Below are 24,068 nucleotides of genomic sequence, written 5' to 3' on the forward strand. Positions count from 1 at the left end.
CTTGCCAAAGTATAATTTTTATGTTAATATGTCTTTAAGCTTGGATTAGCTTGTTTTTTATCTTTAATGAAGAATAATTAACAAAATGAAACATTACGAACTACTTTATATAGTCTCCGGTAAAATCGCCGAGGATGAGCAAAAAAATATCACCAATCAGGTAGAAAGCCTAATTAAAAAATTAGAGGGAAATTTAACTCTTTCTGAAAGTTTGGGCAAGAAAAAATTAGCCTATCCTATAAAAAAGAATGATCATGGTTCTTATTATGTTAATGAATTTGATATGGAGGAAAATAAATTAAAAGAGTTAGAGAAAAATCTTAAATTAATTAATGAAATCATAAGATTTTTAATAATTGTAAAAGTACCAACAAAAGAAAAAGAGGAAAAAATAAAAGAAGGTAAAAAAGTAGAAAAAAGAGTCTACAAACCAGAAAGCAAACCCGAAATAAAGAAAGAAAGTGATAAGAAAGAGGAAAAAACTAAAAAGGCTTCTTTAGCCAAAAAAACTCCCAAAAAAGAAAAAAAAGAAAAGGTAAGTATTGAAGAGCTTGATAAAAAATTGGATGAAATTTTAGAAGATGATATTACCAATCAATAATAAATAATAATATAATAACTATGGATTTAAACAAAGCTCAAATTATTGGCAACTTAACCCGCGATCCTGAAGTCAGAAGTACTACTTCTGGTCAAAGTGTAGCTTCTTTTGGTGTGGCTACTAATCGTGTCTGGAAAGATAAAGCCAGCGGTGAAAGAAAGTCTTCGGCTGAATTTCATAATATAGTCGCCTGGGGTCGTTTAGCGGAAATATGTCAGCAATATTTAAAAAAAGGCAGTAAAGTTTATTTTGAAGGACGTTTACAAACAAGGTCATGGGAAGACCCATCCGGAGTAAAAAAATATCGCACCGAGATAGTAGCTCAAAATATGATTATGTTAGATAAAAAAGGTGAAGGTCCTTCCGGAGCTGGCGCTAATCAAGGTCAAAATCAAAAAAATAAGCCCGAGGAAGAAGAAATAAATGTTGATGACATACCTTTTTAATTAAACTTATGAGAAAAAGAAAAAGAAAAGCCTGCTATTTTTGCAGGAATCAAATTGAACAAATAGATTACAAAGATGTACAGATTTTACAGCGTCATGTTTCTGGTTACCAAAAAATTGTACCCCGTAAACGCAGTGGTGTTTGTATGAAGCATCAGAGAAAACTAGCCAAGGCCATTAAAAGAGCCCGCTATATGGGCCTTATGCCTTATACCCATTAATTATGCTTGGTATAAATAATTTAAAAATAGGCACCACCTTTAAATATAAGGGGGAGCCTTATGAAATAGTAAAAGCTCAGCACGTTAAGATGGGACGCGGTGGAGCTGTTTTGCAGACCAAAATAAAAAACTTAAAAACCGGTCAGTTACTGGAAAAAAACTTTAAATCTTCAGACAAATTTGAAGAACCAGATCTTTCTCGTTCTCGGGTTAATTTTCTTTATCAAGAAGATGACAAATATTATTTTATGGATGAAAAAAGCTATGAGCAATTTAGTCTGACAAAAGATCAAATTGGAGAAAAAACAAATTTTATCAAAGAAGGAGCTAGTGTTAATTTATTAAATTTTGAAGATAAAGCGATCAATATTGAATTGCCTATTAAAGTTGATCTAAAAGTTAAAGAAACTCCCCCGGGTGTGCGTGGTGACACGGCGCAAGGCTCAGCCACCAAAGAGGCAAAGCTGGAAACTGGCTACAAAATAAAAGTACCGCTTTTTATAAAGACCGACGATATTATCCGTGTTAACACAGAAACTGGCCAATACGTAGAGAGAGTTTAGTATCTATTTTAATATGTTATCTAAATACTCAAATATAGCCTTATTTATCCGGATAACAGAAATTAAAGCTGAATCTAGGCCTGTTATCCCTTTTTTTGACTAACATTATTCTATAATCTTTGACTTAAGAAAGAAGGAGAATTATTGTTTTCAATCTGTTTTCAATCTTTACAGAGCTTACCCGATTGTTCTGTTATATTACAAGCTGGGTCACCCAGAAATTCAAAAAAGAAAAAATCTACTTTAGTATGAAAATTCGTGCTAATCGTTGGCAACAATGGATTCTTTTCATGTAAAAGAGTAGGATCTCGACCAAAGAATAAAATTAAAGAATAAATCTAAAAAATAATTTGTTTGATCCTTAATAGGAATTAGTCTAATTCCTATTTTTTATTTGCGAAAAATATTTTTTGATTATTTTAATAAAAGATCATCATTTGATTTTCTTATCTTGCTAATAAATAATATTTATGCTAAGATAATTTATTGATCTTTGTCATTGTCATTCTTAGTCAACAAAAAAAGGGAGTAATAATGAAATTGATTTACCGAAAGTTGTTTCATATTCTCTGTTCATTAATCGCCTTAGCTATTGTTTATTTTGTTTCCTGGCCGGCCCGCAGTATCATCGCCGGCATTTTCTTTATGGCTATGCTCTGGCTAGATTTTAAGCGTTTATCCGAGCCTCAAAATCAGACTTTCAAGCGAGGAATTTGGAAAAAATGCCTTCGGGAGGTAGAAAAAAGACGATTTTCAGGTTCACTTTGGCTGAGTTTAGGTTTTCTAGTTATCAGCTTTTTTCAAAGTTGGGAAATTATTATCTTGAGTATAATTTATGTTGGTTTTGCCGATCCCATGGCTGAAATATTCGGCCATTTCAGTTTCACCCGTCGTTATTCTGAAAAAAATCAAAAAACAATCGGTGGCAGCTTAGGATTTTTTCTGACAGCCTTAACTCTAAGCTTATCTACACTTTATTACTTTTTTCATGAACCGCATTGGCTAACTATTGGCCTAGCAAGCAGTTTTTTTGCTGCTGTTGTTGAATCCCTTGAAATTGAAATAGAAGGCTACTATCTCAATGATAATTTCCTGATACCAGTAGCTACTGGTTTTTTTCTAAAATGCTTTTTCTTTTAAAACCCGCTATCAACATAAGGCGGGTTTTTCTTTAACTTAAAAATATTTATTAAAAACTCAGCGCAGACTGACAAGTCTGCGCTGGTAAATTTAATTAAAAATTTTTTTTACTACTCTTCTTCACTCTCTTTAACTGCTTTTAGAATTTCTTTTTGAATTTCTTTTAATACTTTTGGATTTTCTTTAAGAAGCTGGCGGCTTTTTTCTCGGCCCACTCCCAACTTAGTCTCGCCAAAACTCAAAGTATTACCTGATTTTTTAACTACTCCGTATTTCAAGCCAGTATCAATAGCATCCGTTTCTTCAGAAATTCCCTCATTATACATAATATCAAATTCTGTTTGTTTAAAAGGAGCCGCCACTTTATTTTTAACTACTTTGGCTCTTGTACGGTTACCAATCACTTGCTCGCCTTTTTTAATTTGACCGATTCTTCTGGTTTCTATCCTAACTGAAGAATAAAATTTTAAAGCCGTACCACCGGTTGTTGTTCTAGGGTTTCCAAAAAAAACACCAATTCTCATACGTGTTTGGTTGATAAAAATTACCATTGTTTTGGTTTTAGCCACAATAGAAGTAAGTTTTCGCAAAGCTTGACTCATTAATCTAGCCTGCAAAGCCATATGTTTATCACCCATTTCTCCTTCAATTTCTGCCTTAGGCGTTAAAGCAGCCACCGAATCAATTACTACTAAATCAATACCTTTTGAACGAACCAGAGTTTCTAAAATCTCCAAGGCTTGTTCTCCGGTATCCGGTTGTGAGATAAGTAGATCATCAACATTTACACCTATTTTTTTAGCATAGGAAGGATCTAAAGCGTGTTCAGCGTCTATAAAAGCAGCAATACCGCCTTTTTTTTGGGCTTCAGCCGCTATATGCTGGGCTAAAGTAGTTTTACCTGAAGCTTCGGGTCCAAATATTTCTACCACACGTCCCCGAGGCAAACCGTCAACTCCTAAGGCAATGTCTAAAGAAAGACAGCCAGTTGGCACCGAAGGGACATCGGTCTTTCGGGTTTCACCAAACTTCATAATAGAGCCGTCACCAAAGCGCTCTTTAATTTGATCAATAGCTTCTTTGGCTGCCTCAGCTCGGCTGTTTTTATTTTTCTTTTTTGATTTTTTTGATTTTTTAACCATATTTTATCCTTTCTTTTCCACCAAAATTTATAAATATTATTATCAATTATTCAACATTTTTAAGCATAACTCTTCTAATCACTTTGTTTTCTTCACCTTGTTTTTTATGAGCTGTAATTTCAATCACATTTACTCCTTCTTTTAATATTATTTCTTCTTTAAAACTGCCGTTTCTCTCTACATCTACCTTCTCACCATTGACTAAAACACTAATTTCTGGTTCAGTTTGACCTTCTAAAAGTAAACTCTTTTCTGTAGTAATAAATTCCTCAGGTGGGTAATTTATTTTCAGCTTGGGGGGAGCTATAATATGAGTTAACTCCCATCCTAAGTATAATAGAATAGCTAAAATAAATAAAATTATTATTAGGTTACGTAAATTCTTAGGATTTAAAAAAGGGAATTTTACCTTGCCCTTAGGCGGCAAATACTGATTACTATCATAGCTGTCAAGTTTCTGATATATCTTTTTTTCATTTTCATAAAGAGCCAATACTTTTTCTTTATTTACTGAAAGAAAATCAGCATATTTTTTTAAGAAACTTTTTATATAAACTTCACCGGGTAATTTTTCATAATGACCCTCTTCTAAATATCGAATATACTTTTCAGAAACATTAATATTTTCTTCTACTTTTTTTTGACTGTAGCCAGATTCTTGGCGAATTTCCCTTAACTTTTCTCCTAGAGTTTTATCAGCAAAATTCCTTTTTCTAAATTCGGCCATTTTCTTCTTCCTCCTCTTCTTCAAAATCTTCTTGATTTTCTTCTTCCTGATTTTCATCAGAGTTCTCTACTGTTTCCTCGCCGGATAAAGTTTTATCTTCCTTGTTTATTAAAACCTCGCGAGGCTTAGATCCATTTTGTGGTCCAATTATTCCTTTTTTCTCCAGAGAATCAAGTATTCGAGCAGCCCGAGCGTAGCCAATACGCAGACGCCTTTGTAAAAGCGAAGCCGAAGCTTTATTAGCCCTTAAAATCACTTCCTGAGCCTGAGGTAAAAGTTCATCATCACCTAAGTCCTCCATACTCGAACCTAAGGGAGCGGCCTGGGGTTTTTCCACTATTTCATCTTTGTAATCAACTTCTTTAATATTTTCTTTAACAAAATCAACTACTTTTTTAACCTCTTTTTCAGAAACATGAGAGCCTTGCAGACGCTTGGGCTGGGAAAGTTCTGAAGAGAGAAAAAGCATGTCCCCTTTACCCAATAATTTCTCAGCTCCAGACATATCAATAATAGTTCGAGAATCCACCCCCGAAGCCACATTAAAAGCAATACGAGCGGTAATATTAGCTTTAATTAAACCGGTCAAAACATTAACTGACGGTCTTTGCGTAGCTAAAACCAGATGAATACCCACCGCTCGGGCCATCTGGGCCAAGCGGATAATAGCCGCTTCTACTTCTGAAGCTGCCACAGCCATCAGATCTGCTAATTCATCAATAATTAAAACTATAAAAGGCATGCCATCATCTACTTCCCGATGATAAACATGAATATCCCGCTTACCGCTTTTGGAAAGGGTTTGAAAACGTTTTTCCATCTCCGCTACTAGCCAACGTAAAGCATTGATAGTTTTTTTAGTATCTGTAATCACAGGGGTTAATAAATAAGGGTTATCGTTATAAACATTTAACTCCACTCTTTTAGGATCGACTAAAATAAGTTTAAGGTCATCAGGAGAATTCTGATACATTAAGCTTAATATAATTGAATTAATACAAACACTCTTGCCTGATCCTGTAGCTCCAGCAATTAAAAGATGAGGCATCGGATCAAGACTAGGAATAACCGGCTTACCGGAAACATCCCGACCTAAAGCAAAACTGAGGTTTGACTTTGATTTTTTGAAATCTTTAGTATCAATTACATCACCCAAATTAACTAGAGCTACCGCCTGGTTAGGTACTTCAATACCAACTAATGATTTACCTGGAATAGGCGCTTCAATTCTAATCGGATGGGCTGCCAAAGCCAAAGCAATGTCATTTTGCAGACTAGTTATCTGCGAAAGTTTAACTCCCTCGGTCGGCTTTAAGGTAAATTGCGTCACTGTCGGACCAACATTTACTTCCGCCATTTCCACTTCAATACCAAAGTTATCCAAAGTTTTTTTAATCTTTGTTTTGTTAAGCTCTATATCACCACTTTTTGGCCGATTTGAAAAATTTTCAAGAAGACTGGTCGGAATTTTAATTTTCTGGCCATATTTTTTAACTTTTTTCTTAAACAACCCACCTTGTTCTTTTTCTTCCTCTTTCTTGTCTGTTTTATCTTTTTCTTTATCATCAGATTCATCAGAAACAGATTCTTTTTCAGATTCCTCTTTGTCTTCTTCATCTTTTAACTTTTTTTTCGAAAAACTAGGATGATCATAAACTTCTTTTTCTTTTTTAAAACGGGAGAAAAATGAATTTAGGCGATAAAACCAGGAGGATAATTTATTTTTTTTCTCTGACAAATTCTTTAAAGAAGTATTAAACATTAAAAGTAAAGAGATAATAAAAGCAGCCAGAAGAACAATTAAGCTGGCCCAAAAACCCATAATTTTTTGTAAAGGATAGCTAAGAAGTAAGCCGGCATAGCCGCCACCAGCGCCCTCTGATATTCTTTCTACAGCCGTTTCAAGATCCAGAAAAATGTGTAAGAGCCCGGAATAGCTTAAAATAAAGAAAAATAAACCTAAATAATTAATACTGCGAATAATATACTTTTCGGGTTTTAAAAGTAAAAATCCTAAAACCAGTAAAATTATGGGAAAGAAGTATTTACCCCAACCAAAAAAGTAACTTAAAACAGTATCAATAAAACCGCCAAAACTCCCGGCCACATTAAATAAACTGAGAATACTTAAAACGGCCACTGTAAATAAAACCACCACTACAATGCCGTGTCTGGCTTCTGGTTTTAAAAAGGAATCTGTCTTTTCTTCCTTTTGTTTTTTTTCTTTTTTCTGGGATTTTTTCTTTTTTCTAGCCATATGGTTCTTATATTTTACCACTTTTTGTCCCTCTTGGCAATAAAAAAAGGTGTGGAAGTCATTTCTTCCACACCAAATTCTTTTGACCAGATCATTGAGTCAAAAGACTAATCACCCCAGTCAAGCGGATCCCAAAGTTCGAAGGCCAACATCATAAGACATTGTGTTGCCAAACCAGGGTTCCAGAGTACATATTTACATGACTCCGGCATTTCGAACGCCTGGGCAATTGGTCGCTTTGTAGCAATTGTAGTAATACTGAGAAGCAAAGCTACAATTACTAACATGAGAATCAACTTTTTCATCGGCTACTCACCTCCTTTGAATTTGAGCGAACATTCACCGGTAAACATTTTAACAACCTTTCCGGTTCATTTCCTTTAAAATCGAATTCAGCAAAAAGTATTGGATTTCCCTTGCTGGTTTTCCAAAGATCAAGAGAAGGATTAGGAATATAAAAATAATTTTCCAAATCCAACCCAAATATTAATTTATTAGGCGACCTAACAGCAAAGAAATATTCATAGCTTCTAGCTTGAAGCGTATCACCATCACAAGTGTATTCTAGTATGACAGCACAGCTTTTATTCCAGTAAGTTACTATACTCGATGGAATAATTAATGAAAATCCATAGAAATTGCTAGGGCCAGAAAAAAATATATATTTCTGATGCTCTGGTATTCGACTATCTGGAATTTTAGAAAGAAGTCCCATACTTTTGATTCTTTCATATTTTTCCACAATTTTTGTACCAGGTAAAGCACTTATTATCTCCCAACCAGAATCATCTACATATAAGGGGCGATTGTCTTCCTTTTTACTCCAAGACCAGGAAAAAGCCATAACTGAAGTGTTAAAAACCATTGCCATAATTATTACTACTATCAAAACACGACTGAACTTCATAACTAAACTCCTTTTCTCAAAAGATGAAAAATGAACTTTTCAAAGAACTAATTTATAAAAAAGCCTCCAAAAGTGAGGCTTTCAATAATAATCCAAATTATGATGTGTCGGTTGCGCTACTTGCTTCTTGTAACCAATACTCTCTTTAGATAAGAAAGAAAAGCGCCCAAATTTTGATTACAATTCAAAGCCTCACTAGCTTTATTCTAACAATTTATTTTATTTCTTTTAAATTATTTTGTCAAATAAAAAGTATCATTAACCTAAAAATAGGGCTAATATTAGCCCTATTTTATATATAAATATATTTTTTATTTAAGTTTTACGATAGCCAGTACCAGCCGGGATTAATTTACCAATAATTACATTTTCTTTCAGGCCTCTGAGTTTATCAACCTTGCCAGTTATAGCTGCGTCAATTAATACCCGAGCTGTTTCCTGAAAAGAGGCTGCTGACAAAAAGCTTTCCGTACTCAAAGAAGCTTTGGTAATACCCAGTAATAAAGGTTTAACTTTTGCTGGTTGTTTATTTTCTTTTTTCTAGCCATATGGTTCTTATATTTTACCACTTTTGTCCCTCTTGGCAATAAAAAAAGGTAATGTGCACAGACATATGGCGGTTTTCTAGGGTAAGTATTACCCTAGATAATATGTGTATAAATATGTTAAAAACAATTAAAGAGAAAAATTAAAACGTCTAAAACCTATTATTAAAAAGTTTAGGAAGATAAATAGCTAATTATTGAAATAGAAGTTAAAAATTTAATAATAATCAAATTAAGTTAATATACTAGAAAAATTAAGATACAAAATTAGCTTATAAAATATATATTATAATAATCTATTACATTATATTTTAAATAAAAAAGTCCTGCTAGCAAATCTAGCAGGACTTATAACTACTACACTTGTTGCTTCTTTTTTATATAAAACAAACAAGTGGAAAAAATGATTAAGGAAAGCAAATAATAAGGTGACAATTGAGAATATGCAAATGTTACCCCAATAGCCACACCTAGAAAAGTAACGATAAATTTTTTGCCAGCTATTCGCTGGCTTATATAGATACCCAATATAATACATACTATTAATAATATAATATTTGGCATCTTATCTCCTTTCTAATTTTAATAAAAAATACTAAAACTATACAGAAAAAATTATTAATCGCCAAATATTATATCATCAGCCGCATGGGAACAGAGGCCACCGACTACTCCGGCAACAATAAGATTACCACCTGTTCCACTACCAGCTGCTGCTCCACTAGCCCCATCAACAACAACAGTAACGGTAAATCTAAGTAATCTCTTACCCCATCCTCTTAATAGATTACGACTATCAATTTTTATATTGGGGATTTCTTCAGCTGAATGACGAGTAAGCCAAAATTCAGCTGAGTGAATACTTATATCACATAAACTGTATAATATTGTGCCTGGCTTAGGAGCTCCATACTTAGCACACATATTTTTGTAGATTAGATCTAAATTTACTGCTGTAGCCTCATTACTAAATCTATCCCACCACTTATACTCTTCTGGAGATAGAATAGATTTTACTAATTCTATAGGGTCTTGTTTGGCCATATTACGTCCTCGCTCAAGAGCTTCTCGCACTTGCTCACGAGTCAAGGGATCCTGATTATACTTATCCGTAATTTTTTTAGCCTCTTGGTAAAGTATCTCCTCCTCCTCTAAGGCTGTGGTCTTCATAAGATTTGAAGAATTTTCATCAAGCTCATTATATACATTGGTAAGAAATTCATTATGAATTTCACCAATACCCCTGTTTGTAACATCAGCTTCCGGAGAAATTACATTTTCTCCTTCACATCCAAAAAGAAAAAATAAACTGAAAATTACAAAAACTAGACTAAGATGTTTCATTTTTTACCTCCATAAAAAATGAATAATTAAACGAATTCATAATTAAGAGATTCTCAGATATAAATCTCTATATCTAGAAAAATTTACCTCCTTCCTTTTTCAAAGTTCAATGTTATAAAAAAGCCTCCAAAAGTGAGACTTTGAGCTGTAGTCAAGTATTTGAACTGGGTGTCGGTTGCGCTACTTGCTTCTTGTAACCAATACTCTCTTTAAATAAGAAAGAAAAGCGCCCAAATTTTGATTACAATTCAAAGCCTCACTAGCTTTATTCTAACAATTTATTATATTCCTCTAAACTAAAATTGTCAAATAGTTAATACACATTAAATAAAAATAGGGCTAATATTAGCCCTATTTTATATATAAATATATTTTTTATTTAAGTTTTACGATAGCCGGTACCAGCCGGAATTAATTTACCAATAATTACATTTTCTTTCAGGCCTCTGAGTTTATCAACCTTGCCAGTTATGGCTGCGTCAATTAATACCCGGGCTGTTTCCTGAAAAGAGGCTGCTGACAAAAAGCTTTCCGTACTCAAAGAAGCTTTGGTAATACCCAGTAATAAAGGTTTAACTTTTGCTGGTTGTTTATTTTCTTTTTCGGCTTTTTCATTTTCTTTACGTACGATATTTAAATCAGTTACTTCGCCAATCAACCGCTCCGTATCACCCGGATCTCTAACCAAAACACGGGAAAACATTTGTTTAACAATTACTTCCACATGTTTATTATTAAGTTTCTGACCTTGAGAAGAATATATATACTGAATTTCTTTCATAATATATTTTTGGGCCGCTTCACTTCCGGAAAGTCTATAATAATCTTTAAGATCAAGACTACCTTCAGTTAACTGCTGTCCTGGAGTAACTAAATCTCCCTCTTTTATCCAAAGACCATGACCAACTGGCGGTACATACTCTTTAACTGAATCTTCTTCATATTGTAAAATTATTTTTTTATCATCTTCAATTTTAATTACTCCATCATGCGAAGACTTTATTTTCTTTTTATTTTTTTCATATATTAAATCTTTAACTTTTACTTTATCACCGTCTTTTACTTTAAGATTATCCTTGTCAATCTTTTTTCTTTTCTTAAGCAATACTTCTTCTTTTTCTTCAGTATAATCAATTTTTATTATTTTATTATCACCTTCCTCAGTTATATGAGCTACTCCTTTAACTTCTGAAATTACGGCCGCCTTTTTCACATGCCTAGCTTCAAATAATTCTTCCACCCGAGGCAGCCCCTGAGTAATATCCTGACCGGCTACACCGCCAGTGTGAAAAGTTCTCATAGTTAGCTGGGTACCTGGTTCACCAATACTTTGTGCCGCTATAATACCGACAGCCGTACCAATTTCAACCAACTTATTATAAGACAAATCATAACCATAGCATTTCTGACAGACACCTCTTTGCGCCTTACAAGTTAGAAGGCTACGAATATGTATTTTTTCGGGATCAGCTTTTTTAATTTTTTCTGCTTCTTTTTCATTAATCAAAGTATTTTTCTTTACTACTACTTTTTTTGTCTTGGGATTTTTAACATCCTTCAGCAAATAACGTCCTAAAGCTCTTTCAGATAAATTTCCTCCCATTTCTTCCGCTTCTTCTTTGGTTATTATTAAACCTTCCTTATCTTTACAATCTTTTTCATTAACCACAATCTCCTGCGCTACATCAATTAAACGACGGGTCAAATAACCCGCATTAGCTGTCCGAAGAGCTGTATCTGATAGTCCCTTCCTAGCCCCATGAGTAGAAATAAAATATTCCAAAACATCAAAGCCCACTTTAAAATTACCCTTAACTGGTAATTCAATAGTTTCACCAGCCGGATTAGTCACCAGACCTTTCATACCCATCATCTGGGTTATCTGCCCCCAGGAACCGCGAGAACCAGATTCAATCATAGCATAAACTGGACCAAATTTATCCAAAGATTCCTTACAAACTTCCTGTATATTTTCTTTGGTTTTAGCCCAATTTTCAATCACTTTTATCTGCCTTTCTCTATCTGTTAAAAGACCAGCTTTATAATGTTCTTCAATGCCTTTGACTTTATCTTCCGCTTCTTCAATCAATTCCTGCTTTTTTTCAGCTTCAACTAAATCATCCATACCCCAAGAAATACCAGAACGAGTAAGATATTCAAAAGAAAACTCTTTAATATTATCTAAAAGCACAACTGTCTTTTCACGACCTAATATAGATATAGCCTCTGAAATTAAATTAGAAAGCTTCTTTTTGTTCATAACTTCATTAATGTATTGAAGTTTTTTCGGCAAAATAGAATTAAATATAACACGACCAACCGTGGTTTCTACTAATTTAGTGTTTATAAGTACTTTGATTGTTTCATGAAAATGAATTTTATCAATTTCATAAGCTAACAAAGCTTCTTCTTTTGAAGAATAATGGTTAATTTTCTTCTTGGCTTTCTTTTTTATAGTAAGATAGTAACAGCCCAAAACAATATCCTGGGAAGGAGTAGTTACTGGTGAGCCAGTAGCCGGTTTTAATAAATTATTAGTAGAGAGCATTATATTTTTTGCTTCCTTTTTGGCTTGTTCGGTTAAAGGCAGATGAACAGCCATTTGATCACCGTCAAAATCAGCATTAAAAGCGGCACAAACTAAAGGATGTATTTGAATAGCTTTACCTTCTATTAATATTGGCTGAAAGGCCTGAATACCTAAACGGTGAAGAGTTGGAGCACGATTTAATAAAACATAAGCATCTTTTATTACTTCTTCTAAAATATCCCAAACCTCCGGACGATCAGCTTCAATAAAGCGTCCAGCTGAACGAACATTATGCACATATTCTCTTTTTATCAATTGAGAAATAACAAAAGGCCTAAATAATTCCAAAGCCATATGCTTGGGAATACCACATTGGTTTAATTTTAAGTGTGGTCCAATAACAATAACAGAACGGCCGGAATAATCAACACGTTTACCTAATAAGTTTTGGCGAAAACGACCTTGCTTACCTTTTAGAACATCGGCAATTGATTTAAGAGTTCTTTTCTGTCCAGTAGAAGCAGTTACCGTTTTACCTTTTCTAGCTCCGTTATCAATCAGAGCATCAACGGCTTCCTGTAGCATTCTTTTTTCGTTACGACGTATCACTTCCGGAGCATTTAATTCAATTAATTTTTTCAGACGATTATTACGATTTATCACCCTTCGATATAAGTCATTTAGGTCAGAAGTAGCAAAGCGACCACCGTCAAGCTGTACCATTGGTCTTAAGTCCGGCGGAATAATGGGAACAACGGTTAATATCATCCATTCTGGTTTTATATTATTTTCTTTTAAATTTTTAAATAATCTTAACCTTCTAGAAATTTTCTTTTTCTTATTTTTAGCTGCTCCTTCAAATTCATCTTCTAACTCTTTTATCAGTTTATCTAAATCTATTTCTTTAAGAAGTTTTTGTAGAGCTTCAGCACCAATACCCGCCTCAAAAACATGGCCATATTTTATAGATAAATCCTGATATTTATTTTCCGAAATTATAAGTTTTGGCTCTAATTCTTTTAATTCTTTTTTCGCTAAATCGACAGTTTCTTCCAAGCTTCTTAATTCTTCTTTTTTGGCTTCAGCGTTAGCCTTTAATTCTTCAGAGGTTTTTTCTTCAAGTTGTTTCTTTTTTTCTTCATCATCCGTTTTTGTAATTTCTTCATTATTAGTTTGTTTAATTTTTTGGCGGCGTCTTTTGAATTCTTCTTCAATTTTCTTAAGCTTGCCCTGATATTCCTTATCAATTTGTTCCAGGGTTTCCTCTCTGGCATTTTCGTCCACAGAAGTAATAATAAAATTAGCAAAATAAACTACTTTTTCCAGATTCTGTATAGAAAGATTAAGGACTAGACCAATCTTTGAAGGTACACCACGTAAAAACCAAATATGTGAAGTCGGAGCCGCTAATTTAATATGACCCATTCTCTCTCTTCTTACTATTGATCGAGTTACTTCCACTCCGCACTTATCACAGACTATACCTTTGTAACGAATTTTTTTATATTTTCCGCAATAACATTGCCAATCTTTGGTTGGTCCAAAAATTCTTTCACAGAAAAGACCGTCTTTTTCTGGTTTTTGAGTCCGGTAATTAATAGTTTCTGGCCGTGTAACTTCCCCATGAGACCAGCCTAAAATTTCTTCTGGTGAAGCCAGTTTTAATCTTATTGCTTTAAAGTTTAAATTTTTTGCTTCCGGTATCATATATTAATCAATTATTTTTTGCTTTTTTTATCGGCTTCTTTTTCATCAGCTTTACCTATCTTTCCTGTTTTTGTCCCTGATCTATTATCTTCTGATTTTCTCTCTTCTTTAATCAATTCAACATCCAAAGCTAGGCCCTTAAGCTCTCTGACTAAAACATTAAATGATTCTGGTACATTAATTTTGTTTATTGATTCACCCTTAATTACTGCCTCATAAGCTTTGGAACGTCCCGGCACATCATCTGATTTAATAGTCAGAATTTCCTGCAAGGTATAAGCGGCCCCATAGGCTTCTAGAGCCCAGACTTCCATTTCCCCAAAGCGCTGACCGCCAAATTGTGCTTTACCGCCAAGAGGTTGTTGGGTGACTAAAGAATAGGGACCAATTGAACGCTGATGAATTTTATCTTCAACCATATGATTTAGTTTCAACATATAAATATAACCAACCATAATATCCTGATCAAATTTTTTGCCAGTACGTCCATCAATAAGCTTTAATTTACCACTTTCAGAATAACCGGCCTTTTTTAATTCTTTTTTGATATATTTTTCCGGAATTCCGTCTAAAGCCGGGCTGGCTACCTTATAACCCAGTTTTTTGGCTGCTAATCCAATATGAGTTTCCAAAACCTGCCCCAAATTCATACGCGAAGCAATACCTAAGGGATTTAAAATAATATCTACGGGCGTGCCATCTTCAAGAAAAGGTAAATCTTCCTGAGCTACCACGCGGGAAATAACACCTTTATTACCGTGGCGGCCGGCCATTTTATCTCCTACTTGAATTTTACGTTGCTGAGCTACTGAAACTTCTATTTGTTTAATCACACCGGCCGGCAGTTTGTCACCTTTATCCCGAGAAAATATTTTTATATTAACAACCTTGCCCTGCTCACCATGTTCCAAATAAAGTGACGAATCCTTAACGTCTTTAGCTTTTTCACCAAAAATTGCTCTTAATAATTTTTCTTCGGCTGACAATTCAGTTTCACCTTTGGGAGTAATTTTACCGACTAGAATATCACCCGAGGAAACTTTAGCCCCGATGCGAATTACCCCTTCTTCATCTAAATCTTTTAGTTTTTCTTCACTGACATTAGGAATATCACGGGTAACTACTTCCGGCCCAATTTTGGTATCACGTACATCTACTGAATAATTTTCTATATGAATAGAAGTATAATAATCTTCACGCACCAAGCGCTCTGATATCAAAATAGCATCCTCATAATTTCCACCTTCCCAAGACATAAAAGCGACCAGTACATTTTGTCCCAGAGATAATTCACCGTTTTCAGTAGCTGCTCCATCAGCAATGATATCTCCTTTTTTTATTTTATCCTTTCGGTTAACTATTGGTTTTTGATTAATACAAGTGGAAGCATTTGATCGGGAAAATTTTCTTAAAGGGTATTCAACTAAATTATCTTTTTCTTCTTCCAAGATAGTAATTTTATCGCCGGTCACATTTTCTACTTTTCCGCTTACCTCACTAACTACCACCTGGCCAGAGTCTTTAGCCGCTCTCATTTCTACTCCAGTGGCCACTACTGGCGCCTTGGGATTAATCAAAGGAACAGCCTGACGTTGCATATTTGAACCCATTAAAGCCCTAACCGCATCATCATTTTCTAAAAAAGGAATTAAAGAAGTGGAGACTGAAACAATCTGTTTGGGCGAAACATCCATTAAATCAATAACATTAACCGAATCCATAACCGGTTTACCGTATTTTCGGACCTCTGCTCTGTCATTAATAAAATAACCATCTTCATCATAAGGGGTAGTAGCCGCCGTAGTCACATAATGTTCTTCCTCAAAAGCATCCAAGCTGACTATTTCATCAGTTACCCGAGATTTAACCGGTATTTTTTTCAAACTAGTTTTGACTATTTCTTTAGCTTTTTCTTGAGTTATTTTATCACCTGATTTTACTATTATTTCCTTAGCTTCAGGATCTTTAATATCTTCTCGGGCTATTTCCCCTTCTATCTCTGTTACTTTATTAATTGGATCATGTTTAACCTTCCTGAAAGAAGTTTCAATAAAGCCAAAATCATTAATATGAGCATAACTGGCTAGATGACCCACCAGACCGATATTGGGACCTTCCGGCGTAGCAATCGGACAAATACGGCCGTAGTGAGTACGATGTACATCGCGCACATCAAAACCAGCTCTTTCCCGAGAAAGACCTCCCGGCCCCATAGCAGACAGACGACGTTTATGTTCTAGTTCAGCCAAAGGATTAGTCTGGTCCATAAACTGTGAAAGCTGAGAAGACATAAAAAATTCTTTGACTACACCAATAATTGGACGAGCGTTAACTAATTGATTGGGCGTTAAACTGCTAATATCTTTGGTGCTCATTCTATCCTTAACTATTCTTTCCATTCTAGCTAAGCCCACCCGGAATTTATTCTGTACCAATTCGCCAATAGCTCTTACCCGACGGTTACCTAAATGATCAATATCATCAGAGCCTTTTTGAGAATTATTCAAACGAATAATTTCTTTTATAATATTTATTAGATCTTTCTTTTTTAAAACACGGTGTTCTTTAGTTAGGGGATATTTAGTATCAAATCTTTGATTTAATTTATAACGTCCAACCTTGGCAAAGTCGTAACGGTCAAAAGAAAAAAACATTTTAAAAATTAAGTCACGGGCGTTATCAACCGTAGCCAAGTCACCCGGGCGTATTCTTTTATAAACTTCTTTCAATCCTTCACTTTCGTTACGTGAAACATCTTTTTCTATAGTCGCTTCAATATATTTATCTGATGGATGATTATCAACATCCTTAAATAAATCTATAATTTCTTCATTAGAAGAATAGCCAAAAGCCCGAAACAAAGCACTAATCGGCACTTTTCTTTTGCGGTCTATTTTTACATTAATTATATTTTTTTTATCCGTTTCAATTTCCAGCCAAGCTCCGCGATTAGGAATTATCTTAGCCCCATAAAAATTTCTTCCCTTTTCAAAGTTAGAAGTAAAAAAAACGCCAGCCGAACGGATAAGCTGACTAACAATGGCTCTTTCAATACCATTAATAATGAAGGTGCCTCGGTTTGTCATTAATGGAAAATCACCCAGAAAAATTTCTTGTTCTTTAATTTCACCAGTTTTCTTATTATGTAGGCGGGTCTGTACACGCAGAGGTGCTTCATAAGTTACATTTTTATTCTTAGCTTTAACTTCATCAAATTTTGGTTCGTCAATATAATAATCAAAAAAATCGAGCTCAAGATCACGGCCAATAAAATCTTTTATTGGCGAAATTTCCTCAAAAAGCTCTTTTAAACCTTCACGAAAAAACCAGTCATAAGATTTTTTTTGGATTTCAATTAGATGAGGCAGCTCTATGGCTTCGTGAAGTTTGGTAAATACTTTTCTTCCTTGATATTTATCTGACATCAGCCAATGTACTTTCTTCCCTCTTTATTATAAAATTTATTATAAAAGAGGTGCCTGGACTTTACTCAAAGTCCTTAAATTTAAAATACCTACACTAAATAGGTTTTTTACTTAAACTTGTTATTTAATTGTCTAAAATAGTATTTAAAACCAGTTTTTTGACAATATTTTAGGTAAAGCTGTTAGATAATATAACTTAATATTACTTAAATGTCAAATTTATTGAGGAAAAAAACCAAAATAATTAATTTTTACTTTTATTTACCTAATATTAGGTATTTTTAACTGAGATAATAAAAACTCATTTATTAAAATAACTCATCTATCACCAGTTTTTCCACAATTTTACCTCTTTTTGGTTAATATTTCTTTAATTACTTTTCTGTCGTCCCATGGTATTTTTTGGCCTTTATCCACACATATAGCCTGCTCAGCCCCTTTCCCCGTAATAATAACTAAATCACCAGCCTGAGCTTTATTGAGCGCTGTTTCTATGGCTTTTTTACGGTTAACAATTTTAAATAAATCAAGATCCTCCTTTTTTCCTGATTTTTCGGCTCCTTTAGCCACCTGATCAATAATTGATTCAGGTTTCTCATCATAAGGGTCTTCATTAGTCACTATCACCAAGCTAGCTTTTTTCCCCGCTATTTGACCTAAAACAGGCCGGCGTGATTTATCTCGGCCACCACCGCAAGAACCAAGAACATGAATAATTCTTTTTTTATCTATTAAATCAATTACTTCATACATCTTTCTTAAAGAAACCGGCTCAGGAGCATAATCCACTATGACTTTAAAATCCTGACCCTCTCTGATAAATTCCATACGACCTGGCAATGTTTCCACTCGTTCCAGGGCGGTTTTAATTTTTTCTAAAGCTATAGACTGACTTAAGCCTACAGCTACTGCTGCTAAAGCATTATAAATATTAAATTTACCTAGAAGTTTTAAATTAAATTCCTTTCCTTTAACAACAAAACGACTGCCTTCCTTTTCTGCTACATAATTTTCTGGAATAACAGAAATATTCTTAGCTGCTTTATTTTCTAAACCATAAACATATTTTTTATCAGCTTCAAAAGAAAGAAAATAGGAAGAAGCTTTATCATCTAAATTAACAATACTTGTTTTTTCTATTTCTTTACCTTTGATATTTTTTTTATAACTTTTACTTAAACTTTTAAATAATTCCCCTTTAGCTTTTTTATAATTTTCAAAAGAACCATGAGACTCAATATGCTCTGGGGTTAAATTAGTAAACACTACCAGGTCATAATCAAGGCCTAAATGACGAAACTGTTTAATCCCTTCTGATGAGGTTTCAATAACAGCGTATTGGCATTTTTCCTGATACATTTTCTGTAATAATTTCTGCAGCTGAAAACGACCAAGCATAGTCATCTTTTTTTTATTGGGCCATTTTTTTTTACCAATTTTAAAATTATAGCTAGAAGTCAAACCGACTAAATAACCTTCCTCCTCTAAAACCCGAGCTATTAAATTAACTACTGTTGATTTGCCGTTAGTGCCGGTTACTCCAATAACAACCATCTTTCTAGAAGGATAATGGTAAAAAAAAGCAGCCAGTTTAGCTAAACTTAAGTGGTAAAGAGATATTAAAAATTCTGGAACAAATTTTTTAATAAAATTTTTCATCGAAATTCCATTACTGCTTTTTTATCCTCGCTGGTTAAGCGATTCAAAGTATAAGTAATATCCTCATTTCTGATTATTTCATAATCATCACCATCCCACTCAAAAGTCGCCCGACCGTAATTTTTAGCAAAAAAGAAAAGCCCTTCTACCCATTCCGGATCAGAATTCTGTAAATATTCAATAGCCGAGATATCACCTTTTATCTGATGTACTCCAATAAGCATCGGTTTTTCAGTTATTTTTTCACGCTTAAAAAATGCCATAAAAATAATAAATTTAGAGTTTTATTTTAACAAAATATTAAATAATAATCTAGTTCTTGCTCTTTGTTTTAAAAAATAGCCAGGCCTTTTTACCAAAAGAGCTGCCTTTAGGCTTTACCAAGACATATTCACCCTTTAATTTATTTCCTTTTAAAATAAATTTAAATTCATTTTTCTTTTTTTCTTCCATTTTGTATCGGCCCTTATCCCATATTTCTACTTGCCCGGCGCCATAATTGCCTTGGGGAATTTCGCCGGCAAAATTAATATAATCAATTGGATGATCCTCAACCTGCATAGCCAGACGTTTGATCCCGGCCTTTTGGGGCGGTTTTTTGGGAATAGCCCAGGATTTTAAAACACCATCCATTTCCAGGCGAAAATCATAATGAAGATTAGTAGCGGCGTGTTTTTGGATAACAAAACGATTTTCTTTTTTCTTCTCCTTTTTACCTTTCGGCTCCGGACTTTGTCTAAAATCCCTTTTTTGCTTGTATTTTTTTAAAGACATCTAATACTTTTATATTTTATAAACAATATAACCTTCTCTTACCGGTTCATCCACTTTCGTACCAACACTATGGCCCTTTTTAGCTGACTCAATTTCTTCATGCTCAACCTGCATTGATTCAACCTTTTGTTCAAACTCCCGATCACCGCCTTGAATGCGTATTTTTTCTCCTTTTTTTAAGCCCTCTTCAGTTAACTCAATCACGGCTACATTAATTTTATTAAAGTAGTGAGTGACTTTGCCAATTAATTCTCCTTTATTATTTTTCTCTTCAGACATTTATTATCACCTCCCTTCTTTATAAAAATATTAAACAAAAAATATAATCCTAGCCTTCTATAATCTTTAAGATCACTCTCCTCTCTGACCTGGGTCCATCTAACTCCACTAAAAATATATCCTGCCAAGTGCCCCGCACCAGCATAGCTTGGGTAATCGGAAAAAATATTTCCGGCCCTAAAATAGAAGCCATAATATGAGCCCGGGCGTTATTATCAATCTGGTCGTGCTTGTACTTAATGTTATCCGGAGCTAAAGCTAAAATTCTTGTTAAAATATCCTCTTTCACTCCTGACTCATTTTCATTGGCTATTAAGGCCGCTGTGGCATGCGGTACAAAAATATAACAAACTCCTTCTTCTATTCCTGAATTTCTAACAAACTCATCCACTTCACTGGAAATATTAACCAGGCCAAATTGTCCCTTGGTTGAAAGTTTTAATTCTTTATATTTTGCCATACTCTTATTTTAGCTAAAATATATTTAATTTTCAAATAAAAATGCCCCGCTTAATTTATCTGCGGGGCAAAAATAATTTTAGCCTGCTTGGGCCGAATAAAGGTCTTCGTATTAAGAAATTTGTTTCAAAGGCAATTTCATACATTCCGGATCATAATAATCTTCAATATCTTTTCTTTTCAGAATAATTATCGGAATTTCTCGTTCCTCGAGCAAAATTCTTGATTTTCTCCTAGCACCTGACATCTTATTTCTTTTAACTTCAATACCAATAATTACCGAGCCATTACAAGGGCCGCCAATCCATCTTTGAGCACAAGCAAAAACAAAATCAGGACGCCAAATTCTCCTAGGTTTACCCTTTTTATTTATAGAGTAAGAAAAAGTTACGTGATGTAAAAAAGGTATATTCATACAAGTAAGCATTTTTGCTATCATTAATTCTTCTATCGTATCATAATAAGTTCTTTTATAATAAAAATCAGTTGTTTTATTTTCTTCTTTTAATGGATAATATTTTTGTCCATTTATTTCAATATATTCATCTTCTTTAAAATTTACTTTTAGCGGTTGCCGACCATTCAAATAAAACATACTTTCTCCTCTCACTCTATCTTTTTAAAGAACAAGTAAACAAAAAAGGCGCCAGGCACGGCGCACTTCCCCCTTTTTAAATCCCCTTATTTTTGCTTGGGAAAAATAATCTCATGTTTTTATGATAGCATATTAGTATAAATTTAACAATTTCTTATCTTAAGCAATTTATAATTTTTTTACCACATTTATCACATATCTTATCAGGGTCATGATTATATTCAATTTTCTTTGATTGAATTACCATAATTAATTATTAAACATTTTTTTATGTCGACCCGATTCTACCAATCTTAAAGAAAAGCCAGCTAGAACATACCACCATATTATTAAATCAAGTTTATCTTTTGAAAACAACTTACCATTTTTTATATTATGTTTTTTAAAAATATCTTTTAACTTAGTAATACTTTTTTCGGCAAGATTAGCTAATGTATTTTGTAATTTATCTCTCATTTCAGATGGATCAGATGCATAAATGCCTGTAATCCACTCTTTACTTAGTTTTTCCTTGGTCATTGTATTGTCAAATTTGGGCTCTTCTTCCATAAGAAAAGAATAACTTAAATAACCTAATAATAAAATATCTTGAATATAAATGTATATTTTATCAATATCTTCTTGAGATAATTTGTAAAATTGGGATCTATAACATGCTCCTAATCGAGGAACAAATGTTGAAGCCCTGCCAATACCTCTCATGCCTTCTGTTTTAAAATCTAATTCCGAATCTATATATTTGTGGATACAATAATTTATTTTTTTAATATCAATATTATTTTTCAATACATTATATTTTTCTTCCATTACTTGTAAAATATCTTGTTGTATTTCACATATTTTAAAATTATCTAATATTTCTTTTTTTATTTTTTCAATTTGATCTAAGTTTAAATCTATCATAGTTTTTAATTATTTATATTCATTAAATTATAAAAGCTTTTTTTCTTTAAATTTATCAATATCTTTTTTCTGTAATAAAACTGATAAATCAGCGTATTTTTGCATACCCAATGAAGGTGCGTGGGAAAAGCCAATGTATTCAAGTTTTTTCTTTTTGTATTTGACATACTTTACAGCAGGAATAAGATCAGTATCTGAACTAATAAGGATAGCTGTGTCATAATAATTATCAATAGCACCTATTATTAGATCAACAGCGATTTTTACATCCGTACCCTTTTCCCTAATTTTGCCTCCATCATACATAACTTTTCCTCTTTTAACAATAAATCCGTCATTTTGTATCTTTGATAAAAATTTCTGCTGACCTTTAACAATTCTTCTACTTTTATCTGAACCATCAATATTTCTAGCAATGCCAACATAATATCTTTTCGATATTAATTTTCTATTTTCTACAATAAAATTAACAAATTTTTTTAAGTCAAATTTGATTCCTCTCGGTAAGGCAATTTCTTTATCCTTAAGATAGCCAAAAAAATTATTACCATCTATATAAACTGATACTCTTTCTTGATTATTTTTATTAGTCATATATACAAATTATAATACTTTTTCCAATAAAAAACTACCCTTGCCCGAAGGCAGAGGTAGTGATCATAGTAATTACATTATACATAATCTAAATTTGATGTCAAGAGATAAATTGTGGATTATTTTAACAAAAATTTGCTAAAAAAAATAATAAATAACTCTACAATTATAACTAGCTTTGACCAAATATAACAACTAATCTCTAATAATAGATTGCACCCACTACATGAAATTCGCCTCTGGTGCAGAACCTTTATCTTGAGCTTGTCTTAACCAAATTCATGCCCCTTAGAGGATTTTTTCCCTACGGGGGATTCGCCTCTGGCGAAGAACCTCTATCTCAAGCTCCGTTAAATTCATATCCCCACGAGGAATTGAACCTCGATCCTAGGTTCCGGAAACCTATGCTTTATCCATTAAGCTATGGGGACAAGAATTTAGAGAAGTTATATCTTGTTGAAAAAATAAACCAAAAAACTAATCATCAAACCATAGACAAACAACAAATAACAATTTACTTCTCCCTAAGATGCTTAGCCAGTTTTTCAATATCCTCGGGCCGGCCAAAATCAAGCCAAAAATCTTCCAGCTCAATTAATTTTACTTTTCTTTCTTCGGCTAAGTAAGTAATTGCTTCTGTTATTTCATATTCTTCCCGTGGTGACAAACCAATCCGGTCAATGGCCCCAAAAATTTCCGGGGTAAATTTATAAAGTGAACAATTAATAATCCTTTCTCCCGGACTAATATTCTCGGGTTTTTCTTTTATATCTTGAAGAAATCCGCGTCCGTCCACCTCTAAATGTCCGAAACGACCGCCATCATTTACTTTAAGCCCGCCGATATAATTCAGTTTATCCTCTTTTTGAGACTTTTTAAGATCGCGTACTGAATAGAGGTTATCACCGGCCACTGATACAAAATTTTCCTGACCAATTAAATTTTTAACCGCTTTAATCGGTATAGCCGTACCATAATCATCACCACACATTTCATGCTGATCTACTATTTTTAGATTAAAAGGATATTTTTTAATAAAATCATTAAAGGCTTCTTTTTTATAACCGACTACCATTATCATTTCCGAAAAACCAGCTGCTTCCAAGCGATGGAGTAAATAATATAAAAATGGCTGGCCGGCTATCTCTAAAAGATGCTTGGGTTTGTCATCGGTTAATTTGCCCATGCGGGTGCCGCGTCCGGCGGCGGAGATAACTACTTTTTTAATCATATTTTTTTGTGCTAAATAA

Annotated in this window: 21 protein-coding genes, 1 tRNA gene and 1 pseudogene; 5 read left to right on the top strand and 18 right to left on the bottom strand. The window is 33.5% G+C overall.

What is annotated here, in order from left to right:
• Window positions 1-85 precede the first annotated feature (85 nt).
• The 5 genes from rpsF (at window position 86) to U5L76_04000 (ending at window position 2,971) form a co-directional block, all read left to right on the top strand.
• Window positions 86-601 (top strand): 30S ribosomal protein S6, encoded by a 516-nt coding sequence (rpsF, locus tag U5L76_03980; protein MDZ7798746.1) that lies wholly within the window; start codon window positions 86-88, stop codon window positions 599-601.
• A 20-nt stretch (window positions 602-621) separates the two neighbouring features.
• Complete coding sequence (locus U5L76_03985; protein ID MDZ7798747.1) at window positions 622-1,047, top strand: single-stranded DNA-binding protein; 426 nt, start codon at window positions 622-624, stop codon at window positions 1,045-1,047.
• 8 nt (window positions 1,048-1,055) lie between these two features.
• Window positions 1,056-1,268 carry a 30S ribosomal protein S18 gene (rpsR, locus tag U5L76_03990; protein ID MDZ7798748.1) on the top strand — a complete coding sequence of 71 codons (213 nt, stop codon included), beginning with the start codon at window positions 1,056-1,058 and terminating at the stop codon, window positions 1,266-1,268.
• Between the two features lie 2 nt (window positions 1,269-1,270).
• Complete coding sequence (gene efp, locus U5L76_03995; protein ID MDZ7798749.1) at window positions 1,271-1,831, top strand: elongation factor P; 561 nt, start codon at window positions 1,271-1,273, stop codon at window positions 1,829-1,831.
• Window positions 1,832-2,365: 534 nt separating this feature from the next.
• Window positions 2,366-2,971 (top strand): hypothetical protein, encoded by a 606-nt coding sequence (locus U5L76_04000; protein ID MDZ7798750.1) that lies wholly within the window; start codon window positions 2,366-2,368, stop codon window positions 2,969-2,971.
• 110 nt (window positions 2,972-3,081) lie between these two features.
• On the opposite strand, the gene recA is transcribed toward U5L76_04000, so the two are convergent.
• From recA to U5L76_04090, 18 genes and pseudogenes are all read right to left on the bottom strand, one after another.
• Window positions 3,082-4,113, bottom strand: coding sequence for a recombinase RecA (recA, locus tag U5L76_04005; protein MDZ7798751.1), 1,032 nt, complete (start codon window positions 4,111-4,113; stop codon window positions 3,082-3,084).
• Window positions 4,114-4,159: 46 nt separating this feature from the next.
• Window positions 4,160-4,840 (bottom strand): helix-turn-helix domain-containing protein, encoded by a 681-nt coding sequence (locus tag U5L76_04010; GenBank protein ID MDZ7798752.1) that lies wholly within the window; start codon window positions 4,838-4,840, stop codon window positions 4,160-4,162.
• Complete coding sequence (locus U5L76_04015) at window positions 4,827-7,097, bottom strand: DNA translocase FtsK 4TM domain-containing protein (GenBank protein ID MDZ7798753.1); 2,271 nt, start codon at window positions 7,095-7,097, stop codon at window positions 4,827-4,829. Before U5L76_04015 ends, U5L76_04010 begins: the two co-directional genes overlap by 14 nt.
• A gap of 301 nt (window positions 7,098-7,398) precedes the next feature.
• Window positions 7,399-8,004, bottom strand: coding sequence for a hypothetical protein (locus U5L76_04020; protein MDZ7798754.1), 606 nt, complete (start codon window positions 8,002-8,004; stop codon window positions 7,399-7,401).
• 315 nt (window positions 8,005-8,319) lie between these two features.
• Window positions 8,320-8,541 (bottom strand): annotated as a pseudogene (locus tag U5L76_04025) (hypothetical protein).
• 626 nt (window positions 8,542-9,167) lie between these two features.
• Window positions 9,168-9,893, bottom strand: a complete 726-nt coding sequence (locus U5L76_04030; GenBank protein ID MDZ7798755.1) for a hypothetical protein — start codon at window positions 9,891-9,893, stop codon at window positions 9,168-9,170.
• A 379-nt stretch (window positions 9,894-10,272) separates the two neighbouring features.
• The gene (gene rpoC, locus U5L76_04035; GenBank protein ID MDZ7798756.1) at window positions 10,273-14,130 is read right to left on the bottom strand and encodes a DNA-directed RNA polymerase subunit beta'; all 3,858 of its coding nucleotides are present in this window, start codon (window positions 14,128-14,130) and stop codon (window positions 10,273-10,275) included.
• Window positions 14,131-14,141: 11 nt separating this feature from the next.
• Window positions 14,142-17,555 carry a DNA-directed RNA polymerase subunit beta gene (locus U5L76_04040; protein ID MDZ7798757.1) on the bottom strand — a complete coding sequence of 1,138 codons (3,414 nt, stop codon included), beginning with the start codon at window positions 17,553-17,555 and terminating at the stop codon, window positions 14,142-14,144.
• 345 nt (window positions 17,556-17,900) lie between these two features.
• Window positions 17,901-19,214, bottom strand: coding sequence for a UDP-N-acetylmuramoyl-L-alanyl-D-glutamate--2,6-diaminopimelate ligase (locus U5L76_04045; GenBank protein MDZ7798758.1), 1,314 nt, complete (start codon window positions 19,212-19,214; stop codon window positions 17,901-17,903).
• The gene (locus tag U5L76_04050) at window positions 19,211-19,477 is read right to left on the bottom strand and encodes a hypothetical protein (protein ID MDZ7798759.1); all 267 of its coding nucleotides are present in this window, start codon (window positions 19,475-19,477) and stop codon (window positions 19,211-19,213) included. Before U5L76_04050 ends, U5L76_04045 begins: the two co-directional genes overlap by 4 nt.
• A gap of 49 nt (window positions 19,478-19,526) precedes the next feature.
• Window positions 19,527-19,988 (bottom strand): DNA polymerase ligase N-terminal domain-containing protein, encoded by a 462-nt coding sequence (locus U5L76_04055; protein MDZ7798760.1) that lies wholly within the window; start codon window positions 19,986-19,988, stop codon window positions 19,527-19,529.
• Between the two features lie 9 nt (window positions 19,989-19,997).
• A complete protein-coding gene (locus tag U5L76_04060; GenBank protein ID MDZ7798761.1) occupies window positions 19,998-20,267 on the bottom strand; it encodes a hypothetical protein in 270 nt (89 codons plus the stop codon).
• A 49-nt stretch (window positions 20,268-20,316) separates the two neighbouring features.
• Window positions 20,317-20,727, bottom strand: coding sequence for a secondary thiamine-phosphate synthase enzyme YjbQ (locus U5L76_04065; GenBank protein ID MDZ7798762.1), 411 nt, complete (start codon window positions 20,725-20,727; stop codon window positions 20,317-20,319).
• Window positions 20,728-20,838: 111 nt separating this feature from the next.
• Window positions 20,839-21,321 carry a hypothetical protein gene (locus U5L76_04070; GenBank protein ID MDZ7798763.1) on the bottom strand — a complete coding sequence of 161 codons (483 nt, stop codon included), beginning with the start codon at window positions 21,319-21,321 and terminating at the stop codon, window positions 20,839-20,841.
• 249 nt (window positions 21,322-21,570) lie between these two features.
• Window positions 21,571-22,224 carry a hypothetical protein gene (locus U5L76_04075; GenBank protein ID MDZ7798764.1) on the bottom strand — a complete coding sequence of 218 codons (654 nt, stop codon included), beginning with the start codon at window positions 22,222-22,224 and terminating at the stop codon, window positions 21,571-21,573.
• A gap of 27 nt (window positions 22,225-22,251) precedes the next feature.
• A complete protein-coding gene (locus tag U5L76_04080; GenBank protein MDZ7798765.1) occupies window positions 22,252-22,818 on the bottom strand; it encodes an NYN domain-containing protein in 567 nt (188 codons plus the stop codon).
• 359 nt (window positions 22,819-23,177) lie between these two features.
• Window positions 23,178-23,249 (bottom strand) — tRNA-Arg (locus U5L76_04085).
• A gap of 83 nt (window positions 23,250-23,332) precedes the next feature.
• Window positions 23,333-24,049, bottom strand: coding sequence for a sugar phosphate nucleotidyltransferase (locus tag U5L76_04090; GenBank protein MDZ7798766.1), 717 nt, complete (start codon window positions 24,047-24,049; stop codon window positions 23,333-23,335).
• Window positions 24,050-24,068 lie beyond the last annotated feature (19 nt).

This window comes from Patescibacteria group bacterium, assembly GCA_034520665.1.
In the GTDB taxonomy this organism is placed as follows: domain Bacteria; phylum Patescibacteriota; class Patescibacteriia; order JAXHNJ01; family JAXHNJ01; genus JAXHNJ01.

Bases quoted from the DNA above. Each gene is read 5' to 3' on its own strand.
- U5L76_04000 (MDZ7798750.1), top strand. From the start codon at position 2,366: ATGAAATTGATTTACCGAAAGTTGTTTCATATTCTCTGTTCATTAATC.
- U5L76_04030 (MDZ7798755.1), bottom strand. From the start codon at position 9,893: ATGAAACATCTTAGTCTAGTTTTTGTAATTTTCAGTTTATTTTTTCTT.
- U5L76_04080 (MDZ7798765.1), bottom strand. From the start codon at position 22,818: ATGACTAATAAAAATAATCAAGAAAGAGTATCAGTTTATATAGATGGT.
- U5L76_04020 (MDZ7798754.1), bottom strand. From the start codon at position 8,004: ATGAAGTTCAGTCGTGTTTTGATAGTAGTAATAATTATGGCAATGGTT.
- U5L76_04075 (MDZ7798764.1), bottom strand. From the start codon at position 22,224: ATGATAGATTTAAACTTAGATCAAATTGAAAAAATAAAAAAAGAAATA.
- U5L76_03985 (MDZ7798747.1), top strand. From the start codon at position 622: ATGGATTTAAACAAAGCTCAAATTATTGGCAACTTAACCCGCGATCCT.
- efp (MDZ7798749.1), top strand. From the start codon at position 1,271: ATGCTTGGTATAAATAATTTAAAAATAGGCACCACCTTTAAATATAAG.
- U5L76_04070 (MDZ7798763.1), bottom strand. From the start codon at position 21,321: ATGTTTTATTTGAATGGTCGGCAACCGCTAAAAGTAAATTTTAAAGAA.
- U5L76_04065 (MDZ7798762.1), bottom strand. From the start codon at position 20,727: ATGGCAAAATATAAAGAATTAAAACTTTCAACCAAGGGACAATTTGGC.
- rpsR (MDZ7798748.1), top strand. From the start codon at position 1,056: ATGAGAAAAAGAAAAAGAAAAGCCTGCTATTTTTGCAGGAATCAAATT.
- U5L76_04045 (MDZ7798758.1), bottom strand. From the start codon at position 19,214: ATGAAAAATTTTATTAAAAAATTTGTTCCAGAATTTTTAATATCTCTT.
- rpsF (MDZ7798746.1), top strand. From the start codon at position 86: ATGAAACATTACGAACTACTTTATATAGTCTCCGGTAAAATCGCCGAG.
- recA (MDZ7798751.1), bottom strand. From the start codon at position 4,113: ATGGTTAAAAAATCAAAAAAATCAAAAAAGAAAAATAAAAACAGCCGA.
- U5L76_04010 (MDZ7798752.1), bottom strand. From the start codon at position 4,840: ATGGCCGAATTTAGAAAAAGGAATTTTGCTGATAAAACTCTAGGAGAA.
- U5L76_04055 (MDZ7798760.1), bottom strand. From the start codon at position 19,988: ATGTCTTTAAAAAAATACAAGCAAAAAAGGGATTTTAGACAAAGTCCG.
- U5L76_04090 (MDZ7798766.1), bottom strand. From the start codon at position 24,049: ATGATTAAAAAAGTAGTTATCTCCGCCGCCGGACGCGGCACCCGCATG.
- U5L76_04015 (MDZ7798753.1), bottom strand. From the start codon at position 7,097: ATGGCTAGAAAAAAGAAAAAATCCCAGAAAAAAGAAAAAAAACAAAAG.
- U5L76_04050 (MDZ7798759.1), bottom strand. From the start codon at position 19,477: ATGGCATTTTTTAAGCGTGAAAAAATAACTGAAAAACCGATGCTTATT.
- U5L76_04040 (MDZ7798757.1), bottom strand. From the start codon at position 17,555: ATGTCAGATAAATATCAAGGAAGAAAAGTATTTACCAAACTTCACGAA.
- U5L76_04060 (MDZ7798761.1), bottom strand. From the start codon at position 20,267: ATGTCTGAAGAGAAAAATAATAAAGGAGAATTAATTGGCAAAGTCACT.
- rpoC (MDZ7798756.1), bottom strand. From the start codon at position 14,130: ATGATACCGGAAGCAAAAAATTTAAACTTTAAAGCAATAAGATTAAAA.